20 protein-coding genes are annotated in these 26,027 nt (G+C 71.9%); 6 read left to right on the top strand and 14 right to left on the bottom strand.

The genetic code is table 11. The annotated features are described in order from the left end of the window. The first annotated feature begins 121 nt into the window (after positions 1 to 121). The 3 genes from pulA (at position 122) to ACYF6T_RS27950 (ending at position 7,641) form a co-directional block, all read left to right on the top strand. Positions 122 to 5,524: a pullulanase-type alpha-1,6-glucosidase gene (gene pulA / locus ACYF6T_RS27960; RefSeq protein WP_461699935.1), complete on the top strand. Its 5,403-nt coding sequence runs from the start codon at positions 122 to 124 to the stop codon at positions 5,522 to 5,524. Positions 5,525 to 5,592: 68 nt separating this feature from the next. After that, on the top strand, positions 5,593 to 7,215 hold the full coding sequence (locus ACYF6T_RS27955) for a SpoIIE family protein phosphatase (protein ID WP_461699841.1): 1,623 nt from the start codon (positions 5,593 to 5,595) through the stop codon (positions 7,213 to 7,215). 60 nt (positions 7,216 to 7,275) lie between these two features. Beyond that, positions 7,276 to 7,641 carry a 5-carboxymethyl-2-hydroxymuconate Delta-isomerase gene (locus tag ACYF6T_RS27950; RefSeq protein ID WP_461699839.1) on the top strand — a complete coding sequence of 122 codons (366 nt, stop codon included), beginning with the start codon at positions 7,276 to 7,278 and terminating at the stop codon, positions 7,639 to 7,641. Between the two features lie 3 nt (positions 7,642 to 7,644). Here ACYF6T_RS27950 and ACYF6T_RS27945 read toward each other — a convergent pair whose 3' ends face one another. The 5 genes from ACYF6T_RS27945 to ACYF6T_RS27925 all read right to left on the bottom strand — a co-directional run bounded on the left by ACYF6T_RS27945 (position 7,645) and on the right by ACYF6T_RS27925 (position 12,896). Then, positions 7,645 to 8,334, bottom strand: coding sequence for a TetR/AcrR family transcriptional regulator (locus ACYF6T_RS27945; RefSeq protein WP_461699838.1), 690 nt, complete (start codon positions 8,332 to 8,334; stop codon positions 7,645 to 7,647). Positions 8,335 to 8,390: 56 nt separating this feature from the next. Further along, positions 8,391 to 9,410, bottom strand: a complete 1,020-nt coding sequence (locus ACYF6T_RS27940) for a PDR/VanB family oxidoreductase (protein ID WP_461699837.1) — start codon at positions 9,408 to 9,410, stop codon at positions 8,391 to 8,393. Further along, positions 9,410 to 10,297 (bottom strand): metal-dependent hydrolase, encoded by an 888-nt coding sequence (locus ACYF6T_RS27935; protein ID WP_461699836.1) that lies wholly within the window; start codon positions 10,295 to 10,297, stop codon positions 9,410 to 9,412. The genes ACYF6T_RS27940 and ACYF6T_RS27935 overlap by 1 nt, the downstream gene beginning before the upstream one ends. Positions 10,298 to 10,383: 86 nt before the next feature. Beyond that, positions 10,384 to 12,345 carry a hypothetical protein gene (locus tag ACYF6T_RS27930; protein WP_461699835.1) on the bottom strand — a complete coding sequence of 654 codons (1,962 nt, stop codon included), beginning with the start codon at positions 12,343 to 12,345 and terminating at the stop codon, positions 10,384 to 10,386. Positions 12,346 to 12,395: 50 nt separating this feature from the next. Beyond that, complete coding sequence (locus tag ACYF6T_RS27925) at positions 12,396 to 12,896, bottom strand: tetratricopeptide repeat protein (RefSeq protein WP_461699834.1); 501 nt, start codon at positions 12,894 to 12,896, stop codon at positions 12,396 to 12,398. 117 nt (positions 12,897 to 13,013) lie between these two features. Between ACYF6T_RS27925 and ACYF6T_RS27920 the strand changes: the two genes are divergently transcribed. Next, positions 13,014 to 13,430 (top strand): hypothetical protein, encoded by a 417-nt coding sequence (locus ACYF6T_RS27920; RefSeq protein WP_461699833.1) that lies wholly within the window; start codon positions 13,014 to 13,016, stop codon positions 13,428 to 13,430. Between the two features lie 80 nt (positions 13,431 to 13,510). Here the strand turns inward: ACYF6T_RS27920 and ACYF6T_RS27915 are convergent, their stop codons facing one another. From ACYF6T_RS27915 to ACYF6T_RS27880, 8 genes are all read right to left on the bottom strand, one after another. After that, complete coding sequence (locus tag ACYF6T_RS27915; RefSeq protein WP_461699832.1) at positions 13,511 to 15,061, bottom strand: DUF1996 domain-containing protein; 1,551 nt, start codon at positions 15,059 to 15,061, stop codon at positions 13,511 to 13,513. Between the two features lie 192 nt (positions 15,062 to 15,253). Next, the gene (locus tag ACYF6T_RS27910; protein ID WP_461699830.1) at positions 15,254 to 15,907 is read right to left on the bottom strand and encodes a response regulator transcription factor; all 654 of its coding nucleotides are present in this window, start codon (positions 15,905 to 15,907) and stop codon (positions 15,254 to 15,256) included. Beyond that, positions 15,892 to 17,160: a sensor histidine kinase gene (locus tag ACYF6T_RS27905; RefSeq protein ID WP_461699829.1), complete on the bottom strand. Its 1,269-nt coding sequence runs from the start codon at positions 17,158 to 17,160 to the stop codon at positions 15,892 to 15,894. The genes ACYF6T_RS27910 and ACYF6T_RS27905 overlap by 16 nt, the downstream gene beginning before the upstream one ends. A gap of 849 nt (positions 17,161 to 18,009) precedes the next feature. Then, positions 18,010 to 19,026, bottom strand: a complete 1,017-nt coding sequence (locus tag ACYF6T_RS27900; RefSeq protein WP_461699828.1) for an SDR family oxidoreductase — start codon at positions 19,024 to 19,026, stop codon at positions 18,010 to 18,012. 75 nt (positions 19,027 to 19,101) lie between these two features. After that, entirely contained in the window at positions 19,102 to 19,686 is a 585-nt protein-coding gene (locus ACYF6T_RS27895; RefSeq protein WP_461699826.1) for a winged helix-turn-helix domain-containing protein, read from the bottom strand. 337 nt (positions 19,687 to 20,023) lie between these two features. Further along, positions 20,024 to 21,052 (bottom strand): glutamine synthetase, encoded by a 1,029-nt coding sequence (gene glnII / locus ACYF6T_RS27890; RefSeq protein WP_461699824.1) that lies wholly within the window; start codon positions 21,050 to 21,052, stop codon positions 20,024 to 20,026. 254 nt (positions 21,053 to 21,306) lie between these two features. Continuing rightward, the gene (locus ACYF6T_RS27885; protein WP_461699822.1) at positions 21,307 to 22,011 is read right to left on the bottom strand and encodes a hypothetical protein; all 705 of its coding nucleotides are present in this window, start codon (positions 22,009 to 22,011) and stop codon (positions 21,307 to 21,309) included. Between the two features lie 148 nt (positions 22,012 to 22,159). Next, positions 22,160 to 22,519 carry an arsenate reductase family protein gene (locus ACYF6T_RS27880; RefSeq protein ID WP_461699821.1) on the bottom strand — a complete coding sequence of 120 codons (360 nt, stop codon included), beginning with the start codon at positions 22,517 to 22,519 and terminating at the stop codon, positions 22,160 to 22,162. A 150-nt stretch (positions 22,520 to 22,669) separates the two neighbouring features. Between ACYF6T_RS27880 and ACYF6T_RS27875 the strand changes: the two genes are divergently transcribed. Further along, positions 22,670 to 22,978: a hypothetical protein gene (locus tag ACYF6T_RS27875; RefSeq protein WP_461699820.1), complete on the top strand. Its 309-nt coding sequence runs from the start codon at positions 22,670 to 22,672 to the stop codon at positions 22,976 to 22,978. A 128-nt stretch (positions 22,979 to 23,106) separates the two neighbouring features. Here the strand turns inward: ACYF6T_RS27875 and ACYF6T_RS27870 are convergent, their stop codons facing one another. Then, on the bottom strand, positions 23,107 to 24,294 hold the full coding sequence (locus ACYF6T_RS27870; RefSeq protein ID WP_461699819.1) for a winged helix DNA-binding domain-containing protein: 1,188 nt from the start codon (positions 24,292 to 24,294) through the stop codon (positions 23,107 to 23,109). A gap of 269 nt (positions 24,295 to 24,563) precedes the next feature. Here ACYF6T_RS27870 and ACYF6T_RS27865 point away from each other — a divergent pair, with 269 nt between their 5' ends. After that, positions 24,564 to 25,904: a DUF2252 domain-containing protein gene (locus tag ACYF6T_RS27865; protein ID WP_461699818.1), complete on the top strand. Its 1,341-nt coding sequence runs from the start codon at positions 24,564 to 24,566 to the stop codon at positions 25,902 to 25,904. Positions 25,905 to 26,027: the final 123 nt, after the last annotated feature.

The following is a 26,027-nucleotide window of genomic DNA, read 5'->3' as shown; positions in this document are numbered from 1 at the left end:
CCGGAAGGAACCTGAAAGTTCTTTCCGGGGGTTTCACACGTCTTGCTGTAAACCTTTCGGCGGCGATACGGTCGCGCGGGGTCGGACCCAAGAGAGCCGTCATCGCAAGGAGTCCATGTCCGTGATACCGAGATGGCAGGCGCCGCAGAGGCGCCGCACCGCCCGGACCGGCCGGGTCGCCGCGGTCACCGTGACCGCGCTGGCCGCGGCGCTCGTCCAGCCGCTCGCCGCCCGCGCCGACGCCCCGCCCGCGCCGCCGTCCGACGCGAAGCTCGCCGCCGAGCCCGCCCGGCACGACGACACGCGGGAGCAGTTCTACTTCGTCATGCCGGACCGTTTCGCCAACGGGGACACCTCCAACGACCGGGGCGGGCTGACCGGCTCGCGCCTGTCCACCGGCTACGACCCCACCGACAAGGGCTTCTACCAGGGCGGCGACCTCAAGGGCCTGACCAAGAGGCTCGACTACATCAAGGGGCTGGGCACCACCGCCATCTGGATGGCCCCGATCTTCAAGAACCGGCCCGTGCAGGGCACCGGGTCCAACGCCTCGGCCGGCTACCACGGCTACTGGATCACCGACTTCACGCAGGTCGACCCGCACTTCGGCACCAACAAGGACCTGTCGACCCTCATCTCCAAGGCGCACGCCAAGGGCATGAAGGTCTTCTTCGACGTCATCACCAACCACACCGCCGACGTCGTCGACTACGAGGAGAAGTCCTACGACTACCTCTCCAAGGGCGCGTTCCCGTACCTGACCAAGGACGGGCAGCCCTTCGACGACAGCGACTACGCGGACGGCAAGAGCGCCTTCCCGGCCGTCTCCACCGCCTCCTTCCCGCGCACCCCGACCGTCACCGAGCACAGCAAGGTGCCGTCGTGGCTCAACGACCCGACGATGTACCACAACCGGGGCGACTCGACCTACGCGGGCGAGTCCACGACCTACGGCGACTTCTCCGGCCTCGACGACCTGTGGACCGAGCGTCCCGAGGTGGTGCGGGGCATGGAGAGGATCTACGAGCGCTGGGTCAGGGACTTCGGCGTCGACGGCTTCCGCATCGACACCGTCAAGCACGTGAACATGGAGTTCTGGACCCAGTGGGCGACGGCGCTCGACACGTACGCCGCCGCGCACGGCCGCAGGAACTTCTTCATGTTCGGCGAGGTCTACTCCGCCGACACCTCCGTCACCTCGCCGTACGTCACCCAGGGCCGGCTCGACGCCACCCTCGACTTCCCCTTCCAGGACGCCGCCCGCTCCTACGCCTCCCAGGGCGGCAGCGCGCAGAGCCTGTCGAAGGTCTTCGGCGACGACTACAAGTACACGACCGACAAGGCCAACGCCTACGAGCAGGTCACCTTCCTCGGCAACCACGACATGGGCCGCATCGGGTACTTCCTCAAGCAGGACAACCCGAAGGCGACGGACGCCGAACTGCTCGCGAAGGACGAGCTCGCCAACGAGGTGATGTTCCTCAGCCGCGGCAACCCGGTCGTCTACTACGGCGACGAGCAGGGCTTCACCGGCTCCGGCGGCGACAAGGACGCCCGCCAGACCATGTTCGCCTCGAAGGTCGCCGACTACCTCGACGACGACGAGATCGGCACGAGCCGCACGCACGCCAGCGACGCCTACGACACGAGCGCACCGCTCTACCGGCAGATCAGTGCTCTCGGCAAGCTGCGCAAGGACAACCCCGCCCTCACCGACGGAGTGCAGACCGAGCGCTACGCGGCCGACGGCGCCGGGATCTACGCCTTCTCCCGCACCCAGGGCGGCACCGAGTACGTCGTCGCCTTCAACAACGCCGACCAGGCGCGGACGGCGACCTTCGCGACCGGCTCGGCGGACATGACGTTCCGCGGCATCTACGGGACCTCGGACACCGTCACCTCCGGCGCCGACAAGAAGGTCACCGTCACGGTGCCCGCCGGCTCGGCGATCGTCCTGAAGGCCACCGGCCCGCTCGCCGCCCCGGCCGCCAAGCCGACGCTCACCCTCAAGGCCCCCGACGCCGGCGCCACCGGCACGGTCGAGGTCTCCGCGGACGTCGACGGCGGACAGCTGAACCGGGTCGTCTTCGCCGCCCAGGTCGGCGACGGCGCCTGGCGGACCCTCGGCTCCGCCGACCACGCCCCGTACAAGGTCACCCAGACCCTCGGCAAGGACGTAGCGGCCGGAACGGCCCTGCGCTACAAGGCCGTTGTGGTCGACTCCGCCGGACACACGGCGTCCGCGACGGCCGCCTCCGCCTCCGGCACCCCGCCCGCCGAGGAGACGCCCACCGCCTCCTCCCGGGACTACGTGATCGTCCACTACAAGCGCGCCGACGGCGACTACGGCAACTGGGGCCTGTACGCCTGGGGCGACCTCGCCGACGGCGAGTCCACCACCTGGCCGGACAGCCACCCCTTCGTCGGGCGGGACGCCTACGGGGCCTTCGCCTACGTCAAGGTCAAGTCCGGCGCCTCGAACGTCGGGTTCCTCGTCATCGACAAGGACGGCGACAAGGACGTCTCCGCGGACCGCTCGATCGACGTCACCAAGACCGGCGAGGTCTGGATCGAGCAGGGCAAGGAGGCCGTGCGGACGGAGAAGCCCACGGCCGACTACCCGGCGCAGGACACGACCAAGGCGGTCATCCACTACCACCGCGCCGACGGGAACTACGACGGCTGGGGCCTGCACGTGTGGACGGGCGCCGCGAACCCCACCGACTGGTCGAAGCCGCTGACGCCGGTGCGGACGGACGCCTACGGCGCCGTCTTCGAGGTGCCCCTCACCGACGGTGCCACCAGCCTCAGTTACATCATCCACAAGGGCGACGAGAAGGACCTCGCCGCCGACCAGTCGCTGGACCTGACGGCCAACGGGTACGAGGTGTGGCTGCTGAACGGCCAGGAGAAGTACCTGCTGCCCCAGCCGGCCGGTTCGGCTGCCGCGCTCGACCTGAGCACCTCCAAGGCGGTCTGGATCGACCGGGACACCGTCGCCTGGAACGGCTCCGACGGCGCCGTCTCCACCCAGCTCGTCTCCTCCCACGACGGCTCCATCGCCGTCAAGAACGGCACGCTGACCAGCGACGACGAGCGCTGGCTGCGGCTGACGAAGACCAGCCTGACCGACGCCCAGAAGGCGAAGTTCCCGTACCTGAAGGACTACACGGCCTGGTCGGTCGACCCGCGCGACCGCGACCGGGTGCGCGAGGCGCTCGGCGGCCAGGTCGTCGCCTCCCAGCGGGCCGCGAACGGCGCGGTGCTCGCCGCGACCGGCGTGCAGACCGCCGGCGTGCTCGACGACCTCTACCCGGCGGCCACCAAGGCCGAGTTGGGGCCGACGTTCCACAACGGCCGCCCCACGCTGGCCGTCTGGGCGCCGACCGCGCAGAGCGTCTCCCTGGAGCTCGACGGAGCCCTCAAGCCGATGCACCGGGACGGCGCCACCGGCGTCTGGTCCGTCACCGGTCCCGCGTCCTGGAAGGACAAGCCCTACCGGTACGTCGTGAAGGTGTGGGCGCCCAGCGCCGGCAAGGTCGTCACCAACAAGGTCACCGACCCCTACTCGGTCGCCCTCACCGCGAACTCCGAGCGCAGCCTCGTCACCGACCTGAACGACAAGTCCCTCGCCCCGAGCGGCTGGTCGAGCCTGGCCAAGCCCAAGGCCGTACCGCTCAGGGACGCCCAGATCCAGGAGCTGCACATCCGGGACTACTCGGTCGCCGACCCGACCGTCCCGGCCAAGGAGCAGGGCACCTACCTCGCCTTCACCGACAAGGACAGCGACGGCTCCCGGCACCTGCGCGAGCTGGCGAAGTCCGGCACCTCCTACGTGCATCTGCTGCCGGCCTTCGACTTCGCCACCGTCCCCGAGAAGAAGGCGGACCAGGCGAGCCCCGGCTGCGACCTCGCCTCCTTCCCGGCCGACTCCGACCAGCAGCAGGCGTGCGTGGCGAAGACGGCGGCCGGCGACGCCTACAACTGGGGCTACGACCCGTACCACTTCACGGTCCCCGAGGGCTCGTACGCCACCGACCCGGACGGCACGGCCCGCACCGTCCAGTTCCGCAAGATGGTCCAGGCGCTCAACCAGGACGGCCTCAGGGTGGTCATGGACGTCGTCTACAACCACACCGCGGCCAGCGGAGAGGCCGCCGCCTCCGTCCTCGACCAGATCGTGCCCGGCTACTACCAGCGGCTCCTCGCCGACGGCTCGGTCGCCAACAGCACCTGCTGCGCGGGCACCGCGCCGGAGAACGCGATGATGGGCAAGCTGGTCGTGGACTCCATCGTCACCTGGGCCAAGGAGTACAAGGTCGACGGCTTCCGCTTCGACCTGATGGGCCACCACCCCAAGGCCAACATCCTCGCCGTCCGCAAGGCCCTCGACGCGCTGACCCTCAAGAAGGACGGCGTCGACGGCAAGAAGATCATCCTCTACGGCGAGGGCTGGAACTTCGGCGAGGTCGCCGACAACGCCCGCTTCGTGCAGGCCACCCAGCAGAACATGGCCGGCACCGGCATCGCGACCTTCTCCGACCGCGCCCGGGACGCGGTGCGCGGCGGCGGCCCCTTCGACTCCGACCCCGGCGTCCAGGGCTTCGCCTCCGGCCTCTACACCGACCCCAACTCCTCGACGGCCAACGGCACCCCGGCCGAGCAGAAGGCCCGCCTCCTGCACTACCAGGACCTCATCAAGGTCGGCCTCACCGGAAACCTCGCCAAGTACCACTTCACCGACACCGACGGCAAGGAGGTCACCGGCGCCGAGGTCGACTACAACGGCTCGCCCGCCGGCTACGCGGACGCGCCCGGCGACGCCCTCGCCTACGTCGACGCCCACGACAACGAGTCCCTGTTCGACGCGCTGACGTACAAGCTGCCCGCCACGACCAGCGCCGCCGACCGGGCCCGTATGCAGGTCCTCGCGATGGCCACCGCGGCCCTCTCGCAGGGCCCGGCGCTCTCCCAGGCCGGCTCCGACCTGCTGCGCTCCAAGTCCCTGGACCGCAACTCCTTCGACAGCGGCGACTGGTTCAACGCCATCCACTGGAACTGCGCCGACGGCAACGGCTTCGGACGCGGCCTGCCCATGGCGGCCGACAACGCCGCCAAGTGGCCGTACGCCAAACCGCTGCTCGGCACGGTCAAGGTCGGCTGCGCGCAGATCGACGGCGCCTCGGCGGCCTACCGGGACCTGCTGCGCATCCGTACGACGGACAGCGTCTTCTCGCTGGCCACGGCGGACGCGGTGCAGTCGAGGCTCTCCTTCCCGCTGTCCGGGAAGGACGAGACGCCCGGCGTGATCACCATGCAACTCGGTGACCTGGTCGTCGTCTTCAACGCCACGCCGGACCGGCAGGAGCAGCGGGTGAGCGCGCTGGCGGGGACGGGCTACCGGCTGCATCCCGTGCAGCGGGACGGAGCGGACCCTATCGTGAAGTCGGCCGCGTATCAGAGTGAATCGGGCACTTTCAGCGTTCCGGCACGGACCGTTGCGGTGTTCTCCCGCATTTCCTGACAACGGCATTACCGTGGTGGGGCAGGCCTCGACGGTCTGTCCCACCGCTGTTGTCCAGAGGCAGGAACATGGACCTCAACGGCACACCGACAGGCACGACCGTACTGGTCGTGGACGACGTGGCTGCCAGCCGGTACGCCATGGAGAGCGTGCTGCGCCGGGCCGGGCACCGCGTCGTCGCCGTCGCCTGCGGCGGGGAGGCACTGCGCGAACTCGACGCCCGGCGGCTCAAGGGCACCCTGCCCGACGTGGCGCTGGTCGACGTGGGCCTGCCGGACATGAGCGGCTTCGAGCTGTGCCGCCGGTTCAAGGAGAGCCCGCACACCGCCGGCCTGCCCGTCGTGCACTTCTCGGCCGCCGCGGTGCCCCCGGCCGACCGCTGCCGCGGCCTGGACTCGGGCGACGAGGTGTACCTGACGGTGCCCGCCGAGCCCGAGGAGATCGAGGCGGCCGTCCGGGCCGCGGTCCGCACCGCGCAACTGCGCGCCGACAGCCAGGCCCTGGTCCGGCGGCTGACGCTGCTGTCGGAGACGATCGTCGGCATCCAGTCGGCCCGCTCCCTGCAGGAGCTCGCCGACGCCGCCGCCGACGGCACCGCCCGCGTCACCGGCACCCCCGCCGCCGTGTTCGTCCTCGACCAGGACGACCAGCTCTACCGCGGCCTGTCCCGGGACCGTACCTCCGTGGCCCTGCCCGACGAGGGTGCCCACCGCGCCGTCACCGCCCTGCTGCGGCGGCTGACCCGGGGCCAGTCCGGAGTGCAGATCACCACCGTGCCGGCCCCGCTGTGGCCCGCCGGGTTCTTCCGGCCCGGCGTCCAGCACGATGCCCGCCTCGCCCTCGTCGTCACCCAGGACGGCAAGGCCCCGGTGTGCCTGGCCGCGCCCACCCGCGGGATGCGCCGGGTCGGCCCGGAGGCCGAGGCGCTGCTGGCCCAGCTCGCCGAGGCCACCGCGCTGGCCGCCGAGCCGCTGCTCATGTACCAGGTGGAGCGGCATGTCGCCCTCACCCTCCAGCACAGCTTCCTGCCCGAGCCGCACAAACTGCCCGAACTGCCGGGCGTGGACACCGTCGTGCGGTACGTGCCCGCCTCCCGGCAGACCGAGATCGGCGGCGACTTCTACGCCGTGCTGCGCACGAAGGAGGGCGTGCTCACCGCGGTCGGCGACGTCGTCGGGCACTCGCTGGAGGCGGCCACCATCATGGTCGAGATCCGGCACGCGCTGCGCGCCTACTGCGTCGAGGAGAGCGACCCGGCGGTGCTCGCCGAGCGCCTCGACCGGATGCTCCAGCACTACCATCCCGAGGTCACGGCCACCGTCTGCCTGGTCCTGCTGGAGCCGGAGACCGGGCGCACCCGGATCGCCAACGCGGGCCACATCCCGCCGCTGATCGTGCGGGACTCCGGCACCGCCGACTACGCCAAGGCGGCCGGCCCGCTGCTCGGCCTGGGCGTGCCGCACCCGGCGCCGACCGAGCTGTTCCTGGAGCCCACCGACCGGCTGCTGATGGTCACCGACGGTCTGATCGAGACCCGGGGCACGGATCTGTCGGTCTCCATGGAGCACCTGCGCGCGGCCGCCGTCGGCGCCCTGCCCGGCCTCGACGCCCTGTGCGACACGCTGCTGGCCTGCTTCGGGCACGAGCGGGAGGACGACATCGCGATGCTGGCCCTGCGGCTGAGGAGCTGATGCCCGCCCGCGGCCGGGGAACTAGGGTGAGCCTGTCGCCGCCGTAGAACAGGAGTGCCCATGCCGCAGATCACCGTCGACTACACCGCAGTGCGGGAGGACAGGGACGCCTTCGACAGGGGCGGCTTCGCCCGGGCCCTGCACGAGTCGGTCGTCGAGATCGCCGCGGCCAAGCCGGAGGCCTGCAAGACGACGTTCCGGGGCGGGCTGTCGGCGTACGCCTACGACGACTTCGACCAGCGCAACGTCATCGTGCACGTCACCATCGGCCTGCTCGCCGGGCGCACCGACGAGACGAAGGCCCGCCTGACGGAGTCCGTGCTGGAACTGCTGGGCACGTACGTGACGCCCCGGGAGGGCCACACCCTGCACGCCTCCGCCGAGGTACGGGACCTCGATCCGTCGTACCGCAAGTTCGTGCGCTGACGCTCAGGACGCCAGCGCGATCAGCCGGGCGGCCAGGTCCGCGAACGGGCCGCCGCCCGGCTCCTCCTGGACCGTCTTGCGCAGCAGGGCGGCCATCTCGGGGTCGTAGGCGGCGCTCACGGCGGCCAGCGCGGCGAAGTCGTTGACGAGCTGGTGCTCCAGTTCGGCGCGCGGGATGCGGCGGCCGTCGAGCCAGATCAGCGCGGTGGACTCGGCGAGCGAGATCCAGGAGCGCACGACGAGTTCCAGGCGTGCGGGCGGGTCCTCGACACCCAGGTGCGACATGATCTGGTCGAAGGCGGCCTGCCGTACGGAGTCGATGAGCGCGTTGGTGGCCGAGGAGCCCACCGCCGGGCCGCCGCGCATCAGGGCCGAGAAACCGGGGCCGTGCTCGTCGACGAAGTCGAAGAACCGGTGCATCACGCGCAGCAGCCGCGCCCCCAGCGGACCGTGGTGCGGCTCCTTGAAGCGGCCCGCCAGATCGTCCGCCGCACGCTGCAACGCGGCCTCGTACAGGCTGAGTTTGCCGGGGAAGTAGTGGTAGACCAGCGGCCGGGAGATGCCGGCCGCGGCTGCTATCTCGTCGATGGAGACATCGTCGGGCGAGCGTTGGCTGAACAGTTCGAGGGCGACGCCGATCAACTGCTGCCGCCGCTCCTCGACTCCCATTCTGCGGCGTACCCCGGTACTCATGCGAACACCTTACCGATCGGATCCGGCCTCGAACGGACCGGACCGACCAACGGCGTTCACATGTCCAGCACGAGACGATCACCGCGCGCCCGCGACACGCAGATCAGCATCGAGTCGGCCCGCTCCCCGTCCGTCAGCAGCTCGTCCCGGTGGTCCACCTCGCCCTCCAGCACCCGCTGCTGGCAGGTCCCGCAGAAGCCCTGCTCGCAGGAGTACAGCGTGTCCGGCAGCTCCGCCCGCACCGCGGCCAGCACACTCGTGCCCTCCGGCACGGTCAACGTCCGTCCGCTGCGCCGCAGTTCGAGCTCGAAGGCGGCCCCGTCGGCGGTGGTGCGCGGGGTGAAGCGCTCCAGGTGCACCCGCGGGTGCCGCTCCTCGACCGCCGCCATCAGCCCCTCCGGCCCGCAGCAGTAGACGGCGGCGTCCTCGGGTACGCGCAGCGCGTCGAGATCCGGCACCCCGGCGACCACGGTCACCCGGTCCCCGCCCAGCTCGGTGACCTCCCGCACGAACGGCATCGAATCCAACGACCGCCCGCAGTACAGCAGTTGCCACTCCACGCCGTCCGGCAGGGCGCGCAGCATCGGCAGGATCGGGGTGATGCCGATGCCGCCCGCGACGAAGACGTACGAAGGGGCCTCGACGAGCGGGAAGCGGTTGCGCGGACCGCCCACCTCCAGCTCCATCCCCTCCCGCACCTGCTCGTGCACCTCGCGCGAGCCGCCCCGCCCGTCCTCGACCAGCCGCGCGGCCACCGTGTAGCAGGAGGTGTCCGCCGGGTCCCCGCACAGCGAGTACTGCCGCACCAGCCCCGACGGCAGCACCAGGTCGAGATGCGCCCCGGGCTCCCAGCGCGGCAGGTCCTCGCCTTCCAGGCGCAGGTGTACGACCCCGTCGGCCACCGTCCGGTGCCCGGTGACCAGCAGCCGGAGCGCCCGCGACCGGGGACGCCCGGAGACCGGGTGCTCCAGGGCGGGCCACGGCCACAGCGGCGAGGACTGGACCCGGCGGCGCAGCGCGCGCCGGGCGAGCAGGGCGGCACCGAGGGTGAGGGCGACGGTACGGAGCTTCGGCATCACGCGGCTTTCTTCTCGGCGGCGAGGGCGGCGAGCGCGGCGGGGGAGGAGGCCAGATAGGCCACCGCCTGCGCGGTGGAGCCCTCTTGGCAGGGGTGGTAGTCGCGGCTCAGATAGCGCGGGACCGACCGCAGCATGGCGCCGGCCGAGGGCAGCAGACCCTGCCTGCCGCGCACGTACAGGTCCTTCAGGCTCGGCTTCTCGTCCAGCGGTGTCGGGTCGTTCGCCATGAAGAACCGCGTCCCGCGCTGCCAGAGGAAGACCAGCGTCGCGAACGCCGTCGCCCAGGTCCGCACGCGCCGCCCGTAGCCGCCGTCCACGTGCTGGAACAGCTCGAAGGCGACCGACCGGTGCTCGACCTCCTCGGCGCCGTGCCAGCGCAGCAGGTCCAGCATGGTCGGATCGGCGCCGCGCCGGTCCAACGCGTGGGCGTTGAGCACCCAGTCGCCGAGGAAGGCGGTGTAGTGCTCGATGGCGGCGATCAGCGCGACCCGCTCCAGCAGCCACCACCTGCGGGCCCGCCCCGGCGGCAGCGTGCGGTCCCCGAGCAGCTTCTCGAAGAACCAGTCGACCTGCGCGGTGTACGGCGTCGGGTCCAGGCCCAGCTCCCTCAGGTGCGGCAGCACCTCGTCGTGGGCCTGCGAGTGCATCGCCTCCTGCCCGATGAACCCGATGACGTCCGCGCGCAGCCGGTCGTCCCGGATGAGCGGCAGCACCTGCTTGTACACGTGCACGAACCAGCGCTCGCCGGCGGGCAGCAGCAGGTGCAGCACGTTGATGGTGTGCGAGACGAACGGGTCACCCGGCACCCAGTGCAACGGGGTGCCGTCCCAGGAGAAGGAGACGTTGCGGGCCTTGAGGGGCACCCGTTCACGCTTGTTGGACATGGCGTCAATGTACTGACGGGTAGCGCCCGGGTGAACCCCCTTGCGGACCCTTATTTACATTTCTGTCAGCAAGGCGGGGCCCCGGCTCACCGCAGCCCGCTGATCACGCGTCCGTCGTCCAGCGTGGCCTTCAGCTCGGCCTGCGCCCCCTGCTCGGCCCGGGCCGCCAGCAGGCCGCCCCGGCTCGACGCGCTGACCCCGCCCGACGCGCGCACCGACGAGGTGCCCCGGCTCCCGGCGGCCAGCAGGTACCAGCTGCCCGCCTCCGACTTCCACAGCACCCCGGCCAGCACGTGCGGGTCCTTCGCCCCGCACTCCGGCCCGTTCTCCGCCTTCGCCGCGACCGCCCCGTACGTGCCGCCCGGCGTGCGGAACTGCGCCAGGACCCGCGTCCCGCCCCCGCGCCAGGTCTCCGCCCGCGTGCACACCCAGTCGGCCGTCCCGCTCGCGTCCGGCAGCGGCTGCTCGGCGTACGCCCAGGCGTTCACACTGCGCACCCCGCCCGCCCGCACCGAGGACAGCGAGCAGGCGTACGGCGCCCAGGTGCGCAGCGCCTGAGCGCCGGACGCCTCCCGGGCCGACCCGGGCCGGCCGACCGTGAGGCGGGCCGGGACCAGTTCGCCGAGGTCGGTCAGCAGCCGTGTGCCCGTGCCGTCGGTCAGCTGGAGCACGTTCCACGACGTGCACGCCCCGCTCGCCAGGGCCGGGCTGGCCTGCGGTGCGGTGACCCCGTGGGCCAGATCGAGGTCCATCGCGCCGGAGCCCGGCTTGAGCAGGTCCCGCTCGGCCGCCTTCCGCACCCAGGGAGCCGTCAGATAGCGGACGTTGCCGTCGGACCGGCTCAGCACCACCGCGCTCGCCTCGGCCCGCCCGGCCCCGTCCACCCGCGCGAAGTCGAGGGCGGCGCCCTGGGTGCCGTCGGTGGGCTCGGCGTACCGGGCGATGCGCAGACCGTCGTAGAGGATCACCACGTGCGCGCCGTCGACCGTGCCGGCGTACAGCAGCTGGGGCGGTCCCGCCGGGCCGCCGGACGGGGTGCCCGGGGTCGCGGAGACCTGGACCCTCTCGCCGGGCCGGGCCCACACGGCCAGGGCGCGCCGCAGCAGCGCCCTGTCGCCGGTGAGGTCGCCGCGCGCGGGCCAGACGGAGAAGTCGGTGCGGGTGGCGGACTCCCACGCCGTGGGGGCGACCCGGACCAGGTTGGCGGGGTCGAGGGCGGCCTCGGCGGCCGGGTTCTGCGCGTACGCGGGCGCCGCGGCGCCGTCGGGGCCCCAGCCGTCGCCGGGCAGGCCGAGCAGCGCCCCGCACACGGCGAGCGCGGCGGCCGCGGCGAGCGCCGCCTTGGTGTGCTGCCGGCGCCGCATCAGGTCGGTGGGCCGGGCCTGCAGGGAGCACGGGTCGAACTCGGGGGACTCCAGCAGCGCGTACTGCGCCGGTACGTCGTCGGCCTCGTCCAGTGCCGCCTCGGCGTCGGCGTCGGCGACCCCGGCGGCGCCGAGCACCGTGCGCGCCTCGTCGTCGGTGAGCTTCTCCAGGCCGCGCAGGACGTAGGCGGCGCGGGCCGGGCCGGACAGGGCGGACAGGCGCTGGTCCAGGGCGAGTTCGTCGGCGCCGCCGGAGCGCGGGAACAGCCGCAGGCCCCACACCTGGGGGAGCAGCGGCGGCAGTTGGGCGCGCTTGGGCCAGGCGGTGAGCCGCAGCGGCAGGCCGGCCTCCAGGGCGGTCCGCAGCACCTGGAGGCGGAGGAAGGCGTACCCGGGGTCGCTCTCACGGCCCTCCCGCCCGCTCGCGTTCGTTCGCGCCGGGGGACTCCCCTGCTGGGCCGGGATCGCCACCGTCTGCGCGCGGCCCCGGGGCAGGGCGCGCTGGACCAGGGCGTGCGCGGTCACCACGCGCCGGTTGCGGCCGAGGGCGGGCGGGAGCACCAGGTAGGCGAGCCGGACCAGCCGTGGGTAGTGCTCGACGAGCGCGGCCTCGGCCTGTTCGACGTCGACGACCGGGTCGGTGGCGGAGGGCGCGGGGCGCGGGGCGACATCCTGTGACTGCACGTTCAGCAGAACGAGCGAATCGTTGAATGGTCACCGCCACCCGGGCGACTTCAGTCCTCCGGTTCGACCAGCAGACGTGCGTAGTTGGCCATCGAGCGCTGGTAGCGCGGCAGATGGGGCGCCAGGGCGCCGAGGACGAGGGAGAGGCCCTCGCGGTCCCGGCCGAGGCTGGACAGGCACAGCGCCAGACAAGCCCGTACGGCGTCGTCCAACTCGTCGGACGGGGCGTCCAGTTCCGGCGTGAGCAGCTTGACGCCCTCCTCGGCCTGCCCGGTGTTCCGCAGCGAGCTGGACAGCTGGATCTTGGCGCGGCGGCCCTTGTAGCCGCTCAGCCCGCGGACCAGCGCCTCCCGGTACAGCGGAACGGCCTTGTCCGAGTGGCCGGTCGAGTCCCAGGCGCAGGCCTGCTCGAAGGGGCCGAGCGGGCTGTCCTCCGGCAGCTCGGCGACGAGCGCGTCGATCACGGCCCGGAAGTCGGCGGCGTCGTCCTCCGCGTAGTCGTCGAAGGTGGCCCAGGCGGCGGTCACGCGATCTTCCCAGTCTTGGTTCACGGGCCATACGTTCGCACACCCGTACTCTCGCGTACACCGGATTTGAGCGTCCGGCGCCCCGCAGCCGTATCGAAGGGGACGGGCCCCAGGGGCCAGTACAGCGACCCGGAGGAACAGATGAGGTTGACCCGACCGATGCTCGCCGTGGCCGGCGCCGCGGCCGTCCTGGCGCTGGCGGGCTGTGGATCCTCGGACAGCGACGCGGCCGCCAAGGTTCCGGTCACCGCCACCGGCAGCCTGGAGAGCCTGGCCGCCAAGGTGAAGTGCAAGCCGGACCTGCAGATCGACTCCGACGAGGTCCGCCAGGCCATCTGCAAGAACTCCGACGGCAAGTTCGTCTTCGCCACCTTCGCCACCGACCGCGGCCAGCGCGAGTGGATCAACGACGCCAAGGACTACGGCGGTTACTACCTCGTCGGCCGCAAGTGGGTCGCCGTCGGCGACGACGGCGTGGTCAAGGCGCTCCAGGGCACGCTGGGCGGCTGGGAGGAGATCGGGACCAACCACAGCGAGCACGGCGGCCACAGCGGCTGAGGTCCGCCGAGGTCCGCAAAGACACGAAAGCGGGCGGTGGGGGATTCCCACCGCCCGCTTCGCCGTACCGGCCGGTCAGGTCACTGGCAACGCTGACCGCTGTTGATGCAGTTGGCGATCTTGTTCGCCAGGTTGTTCTTGAAGACCGCGATGAAGTCGTCGTGGTCGGTGGCCGCCTTGTGCAACTGGTCCGGGAAGCCGTCCACCGCGTAGGCGTTCTTCACCACGCCGTTCTGGATGGTCGGCGGCGTGATCTTGTAGACCAGGCGCATCGTCAGCTGCGGAATGGCCTTGAAGCCGTTCTGGCAGTTGCCGGCCGCGTCCGCGAAGGCCACGTGCGTGCGGTGGTTGGCGCTGTCGATGTTCTGGCCGTCCCAGCAGGACTGGAAGGCGAACGTGCGCACCACGTTGCTGCCCTGCGGGCAGATCGGGTACTGCGTGGTCAGCTGCACCTTGTTCTCGAAGCCGGTGCAGCTCCAGTGCGCGTTGGCGTTGGCCAGACCGTTGGTGGTGGTCTTGGCGTCACCGGTGATGATGCGCAGGAAGTTCGGCATCGCGGTGACCTTGCTGGTCGGGCTGCCGACGTACTTGATCTGCGCCTGCACCGGCGTCAGGATCTTGCCGACGTTGCCCTCCTTGCCGCCGCCGTCCGCGTTCTGGTCGAAGTCCTGCGTGCCGTCCTGGATGCGGACCACCGGCCAGTAGTACGCCGACAGGTCGCTCCGGTTCTGGCAGCTGGTCTGGTCCGCGATCAGCGAGTTGTTGGTGGAGAACGCGTTGACCTTCTGGTTGCCGACGTAGTCGTGCAGGTGGTGCGCGCCGTTGGTCACGCCGGGCGCCACGATGACGTTGTCGGTGTTGTGGTTCTTGTTCGCGTTCACACCGCACTTCGTGGTGAAGGAGCCGGTCGAGGCGTTGCCGGTCTTCTGCGGCTTCGCGGCGACGTTCGGCTGCACCTTGGTGATGTCCACGAAGTCGGCGGCGACGGGGCCGTTGCCGGCCTGCCCGCCGATGTTGCTCGGCGTGCCGGCGCTGGCGCTCGGGTTGGCAGAGGCCTGACCGCCGTTGTTCTGGCCGCCGTTGTTGTTCTGCCCACCGGTGTTGTTGTTCTGGCCGCCGTTGTTGTTGCCGCCGGCGTTGGTCTGGTTGACCTGGTCGGTGCTCATCGTCGTACAGGCGGCGAGCTGGCTCAGCGAGGCGGCGTCGACCTGACCGCCGACCCGCTGGATGTCGATGCGGATCCGGTCGATGGTGGCCGCCCGCTTCTCCTTCAGGGGACCGACGATCGCGTTCTGCACGAAGTTCGCGTCCTGCGTCTGTGCCTGACGCGTGGAGGCGAGTCGGGCGTAGGCCTCGGTGATCTGCTTGTCGAGGTTCGCCAGCTCCGTGGCCACGCCCTGCTGGGCCTTGGCCGGCACGTTCGTCAGCTTCTGGCCGACGTCCGGGCAGGAGATGGTCGCCACCGTGCCGGTGGCGGCCTTGGTCTGGTTCTGCCCCGAGTTGTTCGACTCGTGAGCCGAGGCGTAGAAGTTCGCCCAGATCAGCCCGCCCCCACCGAGCGCTAGGGCCGCCGATGCGGCTATGGCCTTGGTGGCCAGCGGCGTACGGCGTTTTCGTGTGTTGCGTCCCATGGAACTCCTCTGACTTCCTTGCGGGCTTGGCGGGGCATCGAGGCGCCCGACAGGAGTGAAGCGGCTCCCTCTGATACGCAAGGGGTCCCAGGGGTGTTCAGCGGACTCACGAATTTGTGCCGGATCGGTGACCGAACCGGGTTTCAACTCCCGTTTTGGCACCGGGAGTTACGTGTCCGCCACGGGAGGTGTTCAGCGGCCGTGGTCGAGATAGGCCAGTACGGCCAGGACGCGGCGATTGTCGTCGTCCGACACCTCGAGGTCCAGTTTGGCGAAGATGTTGGAGGTGTGCTTGGCGATCGCCCGTTCCGTGACGACGAGCTGCGCGGCGATCGCCGCGTTCGAGCGGCCCTGCGCCATCAGCTCCAGCACCTCCAGCTCCCGGGGCGTGAGCCGGCCCAGCGGCCGGTCGTCGGCGGCCCGCCGGGTGAGCAGCTGCTGGATGACCTGCGGGTCCATGGCCGTGCCGCCCGCCGCGACCCGCCGTACGGCGTCCACGAACTGCTCCGCGTCGAACACCCGGTCCTTGAGCAGGTAGCCGACCCCGCCGCTGCCGTCGGCGAGCAGCTCGCGCGCGTACAGCTGCTCCACGTGCTGCGACAGCACCAGCACCGGCAGCCCGGGGCGCTCCCGGCGGGCCCGCAGTGCGCACTGCAGCCCCTCGTCGGTGTGCGTGGGCGGCAGGCGTACGTCGACCACGGCGACGTCCGGGTCCAGCTCGGCCAGCGCGCGGGTGAGCTCGGGGCCGCTCTCGACCGCGGCGGCGATCTCGAAGTCGTGGGCCTCAAGCAGCCGCACCAGACCGTCGCGCAGCAGGAAGAGGTCTTCGGCTAGGACAACACGCAAGGCAGCTCCATGGTGACCATGGTGGGGCCGCCCGCGGGTGAGCTGACGGCGAGGACGCCGTCGAATGTACCGAGTCGCCGCTCGACTCCGGCCAGCCCCGAACCGGCCCCGATCACCGCGCCGCCCCTGCCGTTGTCGGTGACGGTGATCCGCAGCCGGTCGTCGGTGTGGTGCACGTCGATCCAGATCCGGTCGGCGTCGGCGTGCTTGACCGCGTTGGTCAGCACCTCGCTGACGGCGAAGTAGGCGGCCGACTCCACCGGCGCGTCCGCGCGGCCCGGGACCTCGACGGTCACCTCGGTGGCGACCGGCAGCCGCAGCGCCAGCGCCCGTACGGCGTCGCCCAGTCCGCGCTCGGCGAGCACCGGCGGGTGGATGCCGCGTACCAGGTCGCGCAGCTCGGCGAGGGCGTCGGCGGAGGACTGACGGGCCTGCGCGAGCAGCCGTTTGGCCTGCGCCGGGTCCTTGTCCAGGAGCGCCTCGATGGTGCCGAGGTCCATGCCCATGGCCACCAGACGGGCCTGGGCGCCGTCGTGCAGGTCGCGCTCGATGCGGCGCAGTTCGGCGGCGGAGGTGTCGACGGCGTCGCGCCGCGTCTCGGTCAACACGCGTACCCGTTCGGCGAGTTCGGCCTGACTCGGGGTCAACAGGGCGCGGGTGAGGCGGAAGTGGGCGGTCAGCAGGCGCTGGGGAAGGAAGCCGGCGAAGGGCAGGAGGACGAGCGCCAGGGCGCCCGCGCCGAACGCCGACGTCTGGCTGGTGACGTGCACGAACCCGTACCAGTAGCCGCCGCCGGGGAACACCCGCCACAGCCCGGCCACGACCGCGAATCCCTCCAGCGGGTAGAACACCAGCACCGCCGGCAGCAGCGCCGTGACGAACCCGGCGCTCATGTCCACCGGCAGCCACCGCAGGTCCCGCCAGGTCGCCGGGTCGCGCAGCATGCCGACGGTGCGCGTCCAGGGGTTGGCGCCCTGGGGGAGCGGCCGGTACGCCGACGCGATCCGCACCCCGCACCACTGGGCGGCGAGCACCCGGCGCGCGTCCGCGAAGGCCCGCACGCCGGTCAGCACCCACGGCGTCGTGACGATCCCGACCCCGACCGGGACGAGCGCGAGGGACACGGCGGCGAGCGTGCAGCACAGGACCGCACCGGGCAGGGTCAACAGGGCCAGAGCCAGCCCGCGGACCCCGGCCAGAGCCGAACCACGGGCCCGTTCCCGGGCGTTGGCGTACGTCGTGTCGCTGTCCATACGAGCAGTCTGACCGAGCCACCAGGAAGGGTCACGGGGCCGGGCACCCCGCGTGGGGGTGGCACCAGGTACACCACGCGACGCGCGAGCCTGCCGGCCCACTGTCTCGCGCGTACGCCACGCGGCGCGGGGGACTGCCGGCATGCCGTCCCGCGCGAAGGCCGGTGCCGGGTACGCCGCGCGGTGCGGGAACCTGCCGGCCCACTGTCCCGCGCGAAGGCCGGTGCCGGGTGCGCCGCGCGGTGCGGGGGACTGCCGGCGCACTGTCTCGCGTGAAGGCCGGTGCCGGGTGCGCCGCGTGGTGTGGGGGGCTGCCGGCATGCCGTCCCGCGCGAAGGCCGGTGCCAGCCGTTCCCCGCCCCGTGCAGTCGGTCGCAGGCTTCCGTCGCCGTCTCCGCGCAGGCGGTCTCTGGCCTTCGTCGTCGTCTCTGCGCAGTCGGTCGCAGGCGTCCGTCGCCGTCCCCATGCAGGCGGTCTCTGGTTTCCGTCGCCTTCCCCGTGCAGGCGGTCTCTGGCCTTCGTCGCCGTCTCCGCGCAGTCGGGCGCAGGCTTCCGTCGCCGTCCCGGTGCAGGTGGTCGTCGGCCTTCGTCGCCGTCTCCGCGCAGGCGGTCTCTGGCTTCCGTCGTCGTCCCCGTGCAGGCGGTTTCTGGCGTTCGTCGCCGTCCCGGTGCAGGTGGTCGTCGGCCTTCGTCGCCGTTCCCGTGCAGGCGGTTTCTGGCGTTCGTCGTCGTCTCCGTGCAGGCGGTCTCTGGCTTCCGTCGCCGTTTCCGCGCAGTCGGCCGTTGGCTTCCGTCGTCGTTCCGGTGTAGGTGGTCGTCGGCCTTCGTCGCCGCCCCTGCCGCGGGCGGTCAGCGGCCCGTGTCGTTGGCCCGTGTCGTCGCCAGGACCTTCGCCTCCGCTTCCGGGTCGAGTCCCTTGGCCGTTCGGTCGGGTCGGGTCCGTGCGGTGCCGGCGAGGCGTTGCAGCCAGGTCCAGGTGTCGGCGACCGTCTCGCGGACGGGACGGCAGGACAGACCCGTTGCCAGGGCCCGTGAGACGTCCGCGGAGTACAGGGCGTCGTACATGTCGCTGCCGGGCGGCACCCAGGCCGGCAGCTGGGTCCACGGCTCGATGCCCGCGTCGAGGATCACCCGCGGCTCGGTCCAGCACAGCTCGGCCGCCGCGCCGGTGACCTCCACGCAGGCGTCGAGGAGCTCACCCATGGTGGCGTGCCCCTGCGGCCCGATCAGGTTGTACGGCCCGCTCGACTCCCGCTCCACCGCCCCGAGCACCCACGCGGCAAGGTCCCGCACGTCGATGTACTGAAGCTCCAACTCCCTTGGCCCAGGCGCCAGTACGGGCCCGCCCCGGGCGATCCGGCCCAGCCACCACGGCAGCCGCCCGACGTTCTCGTACGGCCCCAGGATCAGCCCGGCCCGTACGAGCACCGACCGGTCCGCGCCGAAGGACTCCACGGCGGCCAGCTCGCCGCCCAGCTTGTCGCGCGCGTAGTCCGTCCCGTCCGCACGGGGATCGGCGCCCTCGACCAGCGGCGCGTCCTCGGTGTAACCGGCGGGCGGCGCCCAGGCGTAGACGGAGCAGCTCGACACGTACACGTACCGGCCGGCGCGGCCCCGCAGCAGCCGCGCCGCGTCCCGGACCGGCCGGGGCGCCGCCGACCAGGTGTCGACGACGGCGTCCCAGGTGCCCTCCGCCAGCGCGGCGAGTCCGCCGGGAGCCGTCCGGTCACCGCGCAACGCCCGTACGCCCGGCGGAGGTTGGTGCCGCCCCCGGTTGAAGACGGTCACCTCCCAGCCGCGTCCGAGCGCCGCCTCCACCACGGCCCGTCCCACGAACTCCGTCCCGCCCAGCACCAGAAGTCTCATGCCGGTGACTGTGCCCGGCGCGCGGGCGGGACGGAACACGAATCTGCCATTGGCAGAGGAAGAGCGCGCGGCGGATCAACGCCCGGTCGGCGGCGTGTACTTGTACCCGACCCGGCGTACCGTCTGGATCGCCTGCCGGTGCTCGGCGCCCAGCTTGCGGCGCAGCCGGGCGATGTGGACGTCGACCGTGCGGCCGTCGCCCACGTGGCCGTAGCCCCACACGGTGGTGACCAGCTGGTCGCGCGTGTGCACCCGGTTCGGATGCGCGACGAGGTGCGCGAGCAGCTCGAACTCCAGGTAGGTCAGGTCGAGTTCACGCCCGTCGACGGAGGCGGTGCGCTGCGTGGTGTCGACGCGCACGAGTGGGTCGCCGGTCTCCTCGGCGGGCTCGGCGAGCTCCGGCAGCGCGGGGACGAGGTCCGGGCGGTCGGCCGGGATGAGGACGAGGTAGCCGACCATCGGCGGCTGTCCCGGCAGCGTGGGCAGGGTGTGCTGCGGCGCCGGCAGCCAGGTGGCGCCCGGCGGCAGGAACTCCGACACGTCGATCACCTCGTCGGGATCGACGGCGCGCAGCCGGTGCCGGGCGGGGGAGGGGGAGGAGACGGCGGTGGAGACGGAGACGGGAGCGGGGGCGGAGGTCAGCGGACGAGTGGTCGCCATGAGAGGTCAGCTCTTTCGCGCGAGAGGTTCGTCGGAAGGGACGTACGCGGTTGCGCGCGGGCCGAAGGCCGAGTGGTGTACGGCGGTCGAGGGCCGTGTACGGCTTTAGAGGGCCGGCGCGTTCGTCGCGCGACAACACACCCGGTCGAAGTCGTGGTGCTGACGGGAAGGCCAGAACGGCTCCAGGTCATGGCGACCCGTAGCGGTGGACTTCTGGAAGCTGGCCATGGAGCCATTGAAGCAGACGGGAGGGCGGCACAGCGAGGGGCGTCCACCGTTTCCGGTGAACGCCCCTGACGAGCTCACGGCCCGCGGACCGAAGAGCGGAGTCGGCGGATCAGACCTGGCCGGCCTTCTCCAGCGCGGAGCAGCAGGTGTCGACGAGCAGCCGCGTCACGACGTACGGGTCGACGTTGGCGTTGGGGCGGCGGTCCTCGATGTAGCCCTTGCCGTCCTTCTCGACCTGCCACGGGATGCGCACCGAGGCGCCGCGGTTGGAGACGCCGTAGGAGTACTTGTCCCACGGGGCGGTCTCGTGCAGGCCGGTCAGGCGGTCGTCGATGCCGGCGCCGTAGTTCTTGACGTGGTCGAGCGGCTTGGAGCCCTCGCCCAGCGACTCGCACGCGGTGATGATCGCGTCGTAGCCCTCGCGCATCGCCTTGGTGGAGAAGTTGGTGTGCGCGCCCGCGCCGTTCCAGTCGCCCTTCACCGGCTTGGGGTCCAGCGTCGCGGAGACGCCGAAGTCCTCGGCGGTGCGGTACAGCAGCCAGCGGGCCACCCACAGCTGGTCGGAGACCTCCAGCGGGGAGAGCGGGCCGACCTGGAACTCCCACTGGCCGGGCATGACCTCGGCGTTGATGCCGGAGATGCCCAGACCCGCCTTCAGGCAGTTCTCCAGGTGCGCCTCGACGACGTCACGGCCGAAGATCTCGTCCGCGCCGACACCGCAGTAGTAGCCGCCCTGCGGGGCCGGGAAGCCGCCCTTGGGGAAGCCGAGCGGGTAGCCGTCCTTGAAGAAGGTGTACTCCTGCTCGATGCCGAAGATCGGCTCCTGGGCGGCGAACTTCTCGGCCACCTCGATGAGCGCGGCACGCGTGTTCGTCTCGTGCGGCGTCATGTCGATGTTGTAGACCTCGCACAGGACGAGGATGTCGTCGCCGCCGCGGATCGGGTCCGGGCAGGAGAAGACCGGCTTGAGTACGCAGTCCGAGGCGTGGCCCTCGGCCTGGTTGGTGGAGGACCCGTCGAAGCCCCAGATCGGCAGGTCCTGGCCCTTGGCGTCGTCGGCGAGGATCTTCGTCTTGGAACGCAGCTTGGCCGTCGGCTCGGTGCCGTCGATCCAGATGTACTCAGCCTTGAAGCTCACGGGCCACATCCTTCGGGGGTGGGTCTAGGCGCACTTGCGGGTGCTGCGGCGCTGCGGCACTGGGGCGCCGCGTCGATGTCGCCCGCGAGCCTGTCAACAGGCGATTTCCCGATCATTGCTCGAATGTGAACCCGGTGTTACCTGGTCGTGGTGTGGCGCGATTCACGCGGTGAGGAAGGTTTGGGGCAGGCCCCGCCGCCCGTGGCCGCGGGTGGCGGGGCCTGTGACACGTACGAGGGCGTCGTCTCAGGGCCTCACCCCACCTTCTCGATCAGTGCCCGGCGGATCAGGAACTTGCCGGGCTCGCGGACCTGTTCGAAGGCCGCGTTGTTGAGCAGCACGCAGCTGCCGGAGACCGAGGTGACCTTGACCGTCGTGGACTTGTTGTTGTCGAGGTTGGTCACCTTGAGCGTCGTCCCCGCCGGGAACTGGTTGCTGGAGGCCGCGGGGGCACCGGCCTCGCCGGAGAGCGTGACAGTCGAGCCCTTGCAGACCTGCTGCCCGGAGGCGGCAGCCTGACCACCGGCGTTTCCCGCCGGGGCGGTGGCGGTGGCGGAGGCGGAGGCAGAGGCGGGGGTGGAAGCGGCTTGCGACGGCTGAGCGCCCTGGCCGGTCCCGGCGGTCTGGGAGTCCTGAGCCGACTCCCCGACCGCGCAACCGGACGCCTTCTGCTGGACCTTGATCTGCGCGATGACGGCCTCGCGGTTGGCGATCCGGGCCGCCGACTGGGCGTCGGGATGGGCCCGTTGGCCGTCGATGAACTTCTGGTTGTTGCCGAGGGCGGTGGCCAGCCCCTGGCAGACGGCCGAGTCGGCGGACAGGGTCCGCGCCGACGGGGACTGCGACTGCGCGGCGTTCGAGGTGCTGGCCAGGGCGAAGGCCCCGCCTCCCGCCACCGCCGCCGCGCTCACCAGCAGCGCGAGCTTCTTCTTCGTACTGGCAGTTCTCCTACGCGACATGCGCGCCTCCTGGGAGGTCGGGGAGCGTACGCCGCTATGTACGAGATACCGAACCGACGTTACTCAACGGTTACAGGGGTCACCGAAGTAACGTGCGTCACAGCAAGGTTGCAGCCGGCTCACAGCACGCCTTCGCCGCGCCCGGCCGTCATCGGGACAGGGCATCCCGTACGGCGTCCTCGGTGCGCGCGACCACCGCGGTGCCGTCGTCCGCGGTGATGATCGGGCGCTGGATCAGCTTGGGGTGCTCGGCGAGCGCGGCGATCCAGCGGTCGCGGGAGGCGTCGTCACGGGGCCAGTCCTTGAGCGCGAGCTCCTTGGCGGCGGGCTCCTGGGTGCGGGTGATGTCCCACGGTTCGAGGCCGAGCCGTTCGAGTACGTCCCTGATCTCGGCCTCGCTCGGCACGTCCTCCAGGTAGCGGCGGACGGTGTAGTCGGCGCCCTCGGCGTCGAGCAGGGTGAGGGCGCTGCGGCACTTCGAGCAGGCCGGGTTGATCCAGATCTCCATGGGGCCAACGGTACGCGATGGACACCCCGAAAGCCCTTGTGGCCAGGGCCTTTTGTCAGTGGCGGGCGGTACACTAGAAGAAGTGTTCGAGGGTGTTCGGGGGCTTCGCTCTTCCCCGTACACCCTGACGACCGCGACAGGAGGATGCCTGTGCCCGCTGCCGCACTGAAGCCGAAGCCGACCCAGTCGACCGCCAAGCGTCCCGTTCTGCTCGACCTGCCCTACGAGCCCGTGGAGAAGCGGCCGTTGCCACCGGGACGGCCGCGCGAGTGGTACATCACGCACAACCGCCGCCTCAAGGCGATGCGGCTCGCGATCGCCCTCCTCGACTCGGGCGTGTACGTGCCGAACCAGGCCCGCAACGAGACGATCCGCGACACCGCCGAGCTGATCGGCGTCCATCCCCCGTCCGACACCACGTGCCACATGGTCCGAGCCCTGCTCCGCTACACCCGCTGAGCCGGCGGTGCCGGGCGCCTCTGCCGGAGGCGTCCGGCACGGATGCAGCGGTGCCTGGAGTTCCTCGGCGTACCGGTCATGTGGTGACGCCTCACGTCATGTGGTGGCGTCTACGTCATGTGTGACGCTCAGGCGGACGCCAACTCCTTCTCCACCGGCGTCCGGAAGCGCGGCGTCACCCTCACCGTCCCCACCCACTCCCGCAACCTCTCCGCCGCCGCCCCGATCGCGGCCGCCCCCTCCCGCCCCACGCCCTCCTCGTCCGGCAAGCGCCACACGATCTCCCCGTCCGCCCGCTGGGCCCAACCGCCCACCACCCGCCCGTCCCACCACACCGTCGGTCCCACGTTGCCGCTCCTGTCGAACAACGAGGACCGCAGCCCCGGGGCCAGATACCAGTCCCGCTCCCGCCACCCCATCGCCGTCGGATCCAGCGCCGGCAACAACGCCGCCCACGGCTCGACCGGCTCCGCCACCGGACCGGCGTCCCCGGCCACGACGTACGCCGTGCCCTCGTCCACCGCCACCGTCTCCGCCCCGATCGCCGCGAGCGCCCGCCGGACCTCCGTCACCCTCCACCCGGTCCACCACTTCAGGTCCGCCTCGGTCGCCGGCCCGCACACCGCCAGCCACCGCCCGAGCAACGCCGCCTGCGCCTCCGCGACATCGAGTTCCGGATGCGCCGGGGCCACCGCCCAGCGGAACTGACTCGACGTCCACGATCCGAGCGGCCGGCCCCGCACGACCTTCCCCTCCACGCCCAGCACCCTCAGCAGCCGCGTGGAGACGGTGTGCACGCCCTCGTAGCTCTTCCCGGCCGCGTACACGAACTGCTCCTTGAGCCGCGGCTCGTCCACGGCGAGTTCCGCCGCCGTCGCCTGGCCGCGCCGCGCCAGCGCGGCCAGCGCCGACTCCTCGACCTCCTTCAGCCACGCCGCGTCGGGCGCCCCCGCCGTCGCCATGTCCTTGAGCAGCGCGGCTCGCTCCCGGGCGGCGACCGTGAGCCCCGTCGAGGCGTGCACGACGGCGGTCAGCTCCGTGGGGAAGACGAACACGGTGTGCCGCATGCCGTGCATCCGGACCAGCGTCCGGTCGCCGTACAGCGCCCGCTCCGTCTCCGGCACGGTCCGGGCCGCGTCGGCGAGCCGCGCGCCTATCGCCAGGTACACCGTCGCCGGGTCCGACCCGTGCAGCGCGACCAACGACCCGGCGACCTCCTCCGGGCTGCCCGCCCGCGTGCCCCCGGCCAGCCGCATCCGCGACGCCAGCCGCGCCCGCCGCTCGGCCACCCCGACGTACCGCACCGCGCCACTCATCCCGACCTCCCCGTCGCTCCACCGGTCCCCCCATCGTGCCCGCCCCCACTGACAACGGCCGCGTCCCCTCGTCCACCCCGTCACTCGATCGCCGTACCCGACATGCGCGCCCTCCGGCACCCGCCTTCACTGCGATCAAGAGGACGGCGAGGACGAAACCGCGGACCGCGGACCGCGGACCGCGAACCGCTGACGGCGAACCGCTGACCGCGGCGCGAGGAGCGAGACGGAGGCACGATGGGCAGGCGTGGCGCAGGCCGGGGGCCGTCATGAGCACGCCCGCCGACCGTGCCGCCCGCGGCAGGGCGGCCCGTAAGCGCGTCGCCCGTTCCGCCCACGCCTCCTGGGTCCCGCCCGTCGACCGCCCCGACCCCGTCGCCGTCCTGGAACGCCAGGGCCGCGACCGCCTGCCCGAACTGCTGCCGATCCGGTACGGCCGCATGGCGGCGTCCCCCTTCGCCTTCCTGCGCGGCGCCGCCGCCGTCATGGCCGCCGACCTCGCCGGCCGCCCGCACACCGGCCTGACCGTGCAACTCTGCGGCGACGCCCATCTGTTGAACTTCGGTGTGTACGCCTCCCCGGAGCGCACCCTCCTGTTCGACCTGAACGACTTCGACGAGACCCACCCCGGCCCCTTCGAATGGGACGTCCACCGTCTCGCGGCCTCCGTCGCCGTGGCCGGCCGGGAGAACGGCCACGGCGACGCCAAGGCGCGCCGCAGCGTCGTGGAGGCGGTGACCGCGTACCGCACGACCATGCGGCGGCTGGCCGGCCGGGGTGAACTGGAGATCTGGTACGAGCGCATCGACGCCGACAGCCTGCTGCCGCTGCTGCGTCACGCCCGGCACCGCGGCCGCGCCGAGGCCAGCCTCACCCGCGCCCGCCGCCGCACCAGCCTGCAGGCACTCGGCAAGCTCACCGAGGTCGTCGACGGGCGCCGCCGTATCATCAACGACCCGCCGCTGCTGGAGCCCGCCGGTGTGCCGGACATGGCGGCCCTGCGCAAGATCTTCAGCGACTACCGGTCCACTCTCTCCGAGGAGCGCAGGCTGCTCCTGGACCGGTACCGCTTCGTGGACGCCGCCCGCAAGGTCGTCGGCGTGGGCAGCGTCGGCACCCGCTGCTTCATCGTGCTGCTCGCCGGGCGGGACGCCGACGACCCGCTGTTCCTCCAGATCAAGGAGGCCCGCAGATCCGTACTGGAGGAGCACCTGCCGCACGGGCCCTACGTGCATCCCGGGCACCGCGTGGTGGCCGGGCAGCGGCTGCTGCAGGCGGCCGGCGACATCTTCCTGGGGTGGATGAGCGGACCCCAGGGCCGTGCCTTCTACTGGCGTCAGCTACGCGACATGAAGGGCTCCGCCGACGTCGCCGGCATGAGCCCGGCCGACCTCCTCGCCTACGCCCGGCTCTGCGGCACCGCCCTGGCCCGGGCGCACGCCCGCTCCGGGGACCGTATCGCCATCGCCGCCTACCTCGGCGGCGCCGACACCTTCGACCAGGCCGTAGCCGACTTCGCGATGTCCTACGCCGACCAGACCACCACCGACCACGCGACCCTGGCCACCGCGATCGCCGCCGGCGTGCTACGAGCAACCCCGGACGTGTAAACCCACGTCCACCGGACAACGCACTTCCCCCGCAGAACACGCCCCGCGACACGCCTCCGGCGACCCGGCCGGCGGAGAACCGCGGGCGGGTGGCGGGGGCGCCGCTGTGGGGCCGTGCGGGGC

It is taken from the genome of Streptomyces sp. 7R007 (genome assembly GCF_054850255.1).
This window is presented reverse-complemented; position numbering and strand designations above follow the sequence as displayed.

What these genes read in the sequence shown, in the direction of transcription:
- ACYF6T_RS27955 (WP_461699841.1), top strand. Translation starts at nt 5,593, where the DNA reads ATGGACCTCAACGGCACACCGACAGGCACGACCGTACTGGTCGTGGAC.
- ACYF6T_RS27950 (WP_461699839.1), top strand. Translation starts at nt 7,276, where the DNA reads ATGCCGCAGATCACCGTCGACTACACCGCAGTGCGGGAGGACAGGGAC.
- ACYF6T_RS27945 (WP_461699838.1), bottom strand. Translation starts at nt 8,334, where the DNA reads ATGAGTACCGGGGTACGCCGCAGAATGGGAGTCGAGGAGCGGCGGCAG.
- ACYF6T_RS27940 (WP_461699837.1), bottom strand. Translation starts at nt 9,410, where the DNA reads ATGCCGAAGCTCCGTACCGTCGCCCTCACCCTCGGTGCCGCCCTGCTC.
- ACYF6T_RS27935 (WP_461699836.1), bottom strand. Translation starts at nt 10,297, where the DNA reads ATGTCCAACAAGCGTGAACGGGTGCCCCTCAAGGCCCGCAACGTCTCC.
- ACYF6T_RS27920 (WP_461699833.1), top strand. Translation starts at nt 13,014, where the DNA reads ATGAGGTTGACCCGACCGATGCTCGCCGTGGCCGGCGCCGCGGCCGTC.
- ACYF6T_RS27915 (WP_461699832.1), bottom strand. Translation starts at nt 15,061, where the DNA reads ATGGGACGCAACACACGAAAACGCCGTACGCCGCTGGCCACCAAGGCC.
- ACYF6T_RS27905 (WP_461699829.1), bottom strand. Translation starts at nt 17,160, where the DNA reads ATGGACAGCGACACGACGTACGCCAACGCCCGGGAACGGGCCCGTGGT.
- ACYF6T_RS27900 (WP_461699828.1), bottom strand. Translation starts at nt 19,026, where the DNA reads ATGAGACTTCTGGTGCTGGGCGGGACGGAGTTCGTGGGACGGGCCGTG.
- ACYF6T_RS27895 (WP_461699826.1), bottom strand. Translation starts at nt 19,686, where the DNA reads ATGGCGACCACTCGTCCGCTGACCTCCGCCCCCGCTCCCGTCTCCGTC.
- ACYF6T_RS27885 (WP_461699822.1), bottom strand. Translation starts at nt 22,011, where the DNA reads ATGTCGCGTAGGAGAACTGCCAGTACGAAGAAGAAGCTCGCGCTGCTG.
- ACYF6T_RS27880 (WP_461699821.1), bottom strand. Translation starts at nt 22,519, where the DNA reads ATGGAGATCTGGATCAACCCGGCCTGCTCGAAGTGCCGCAGCGCCCTC.
- ACYF6T_RS27870 (WP_461699819.1), bottom strand. Translation starts at nt 24,294, where the DNA reads ATGAGTGGCGCGGTGCGGTACGTCGGGGTGGCCGAGCGGCGGGCGCGG.
- ACYF6T_RS27865 (WP_461699818.1), top strand. Translation starts at nt 24,564, where the DNA reads ATGAGCACGCCCGCCGACCGTGCCGCCCGCGGCAGGGCGGCCCGTAAG.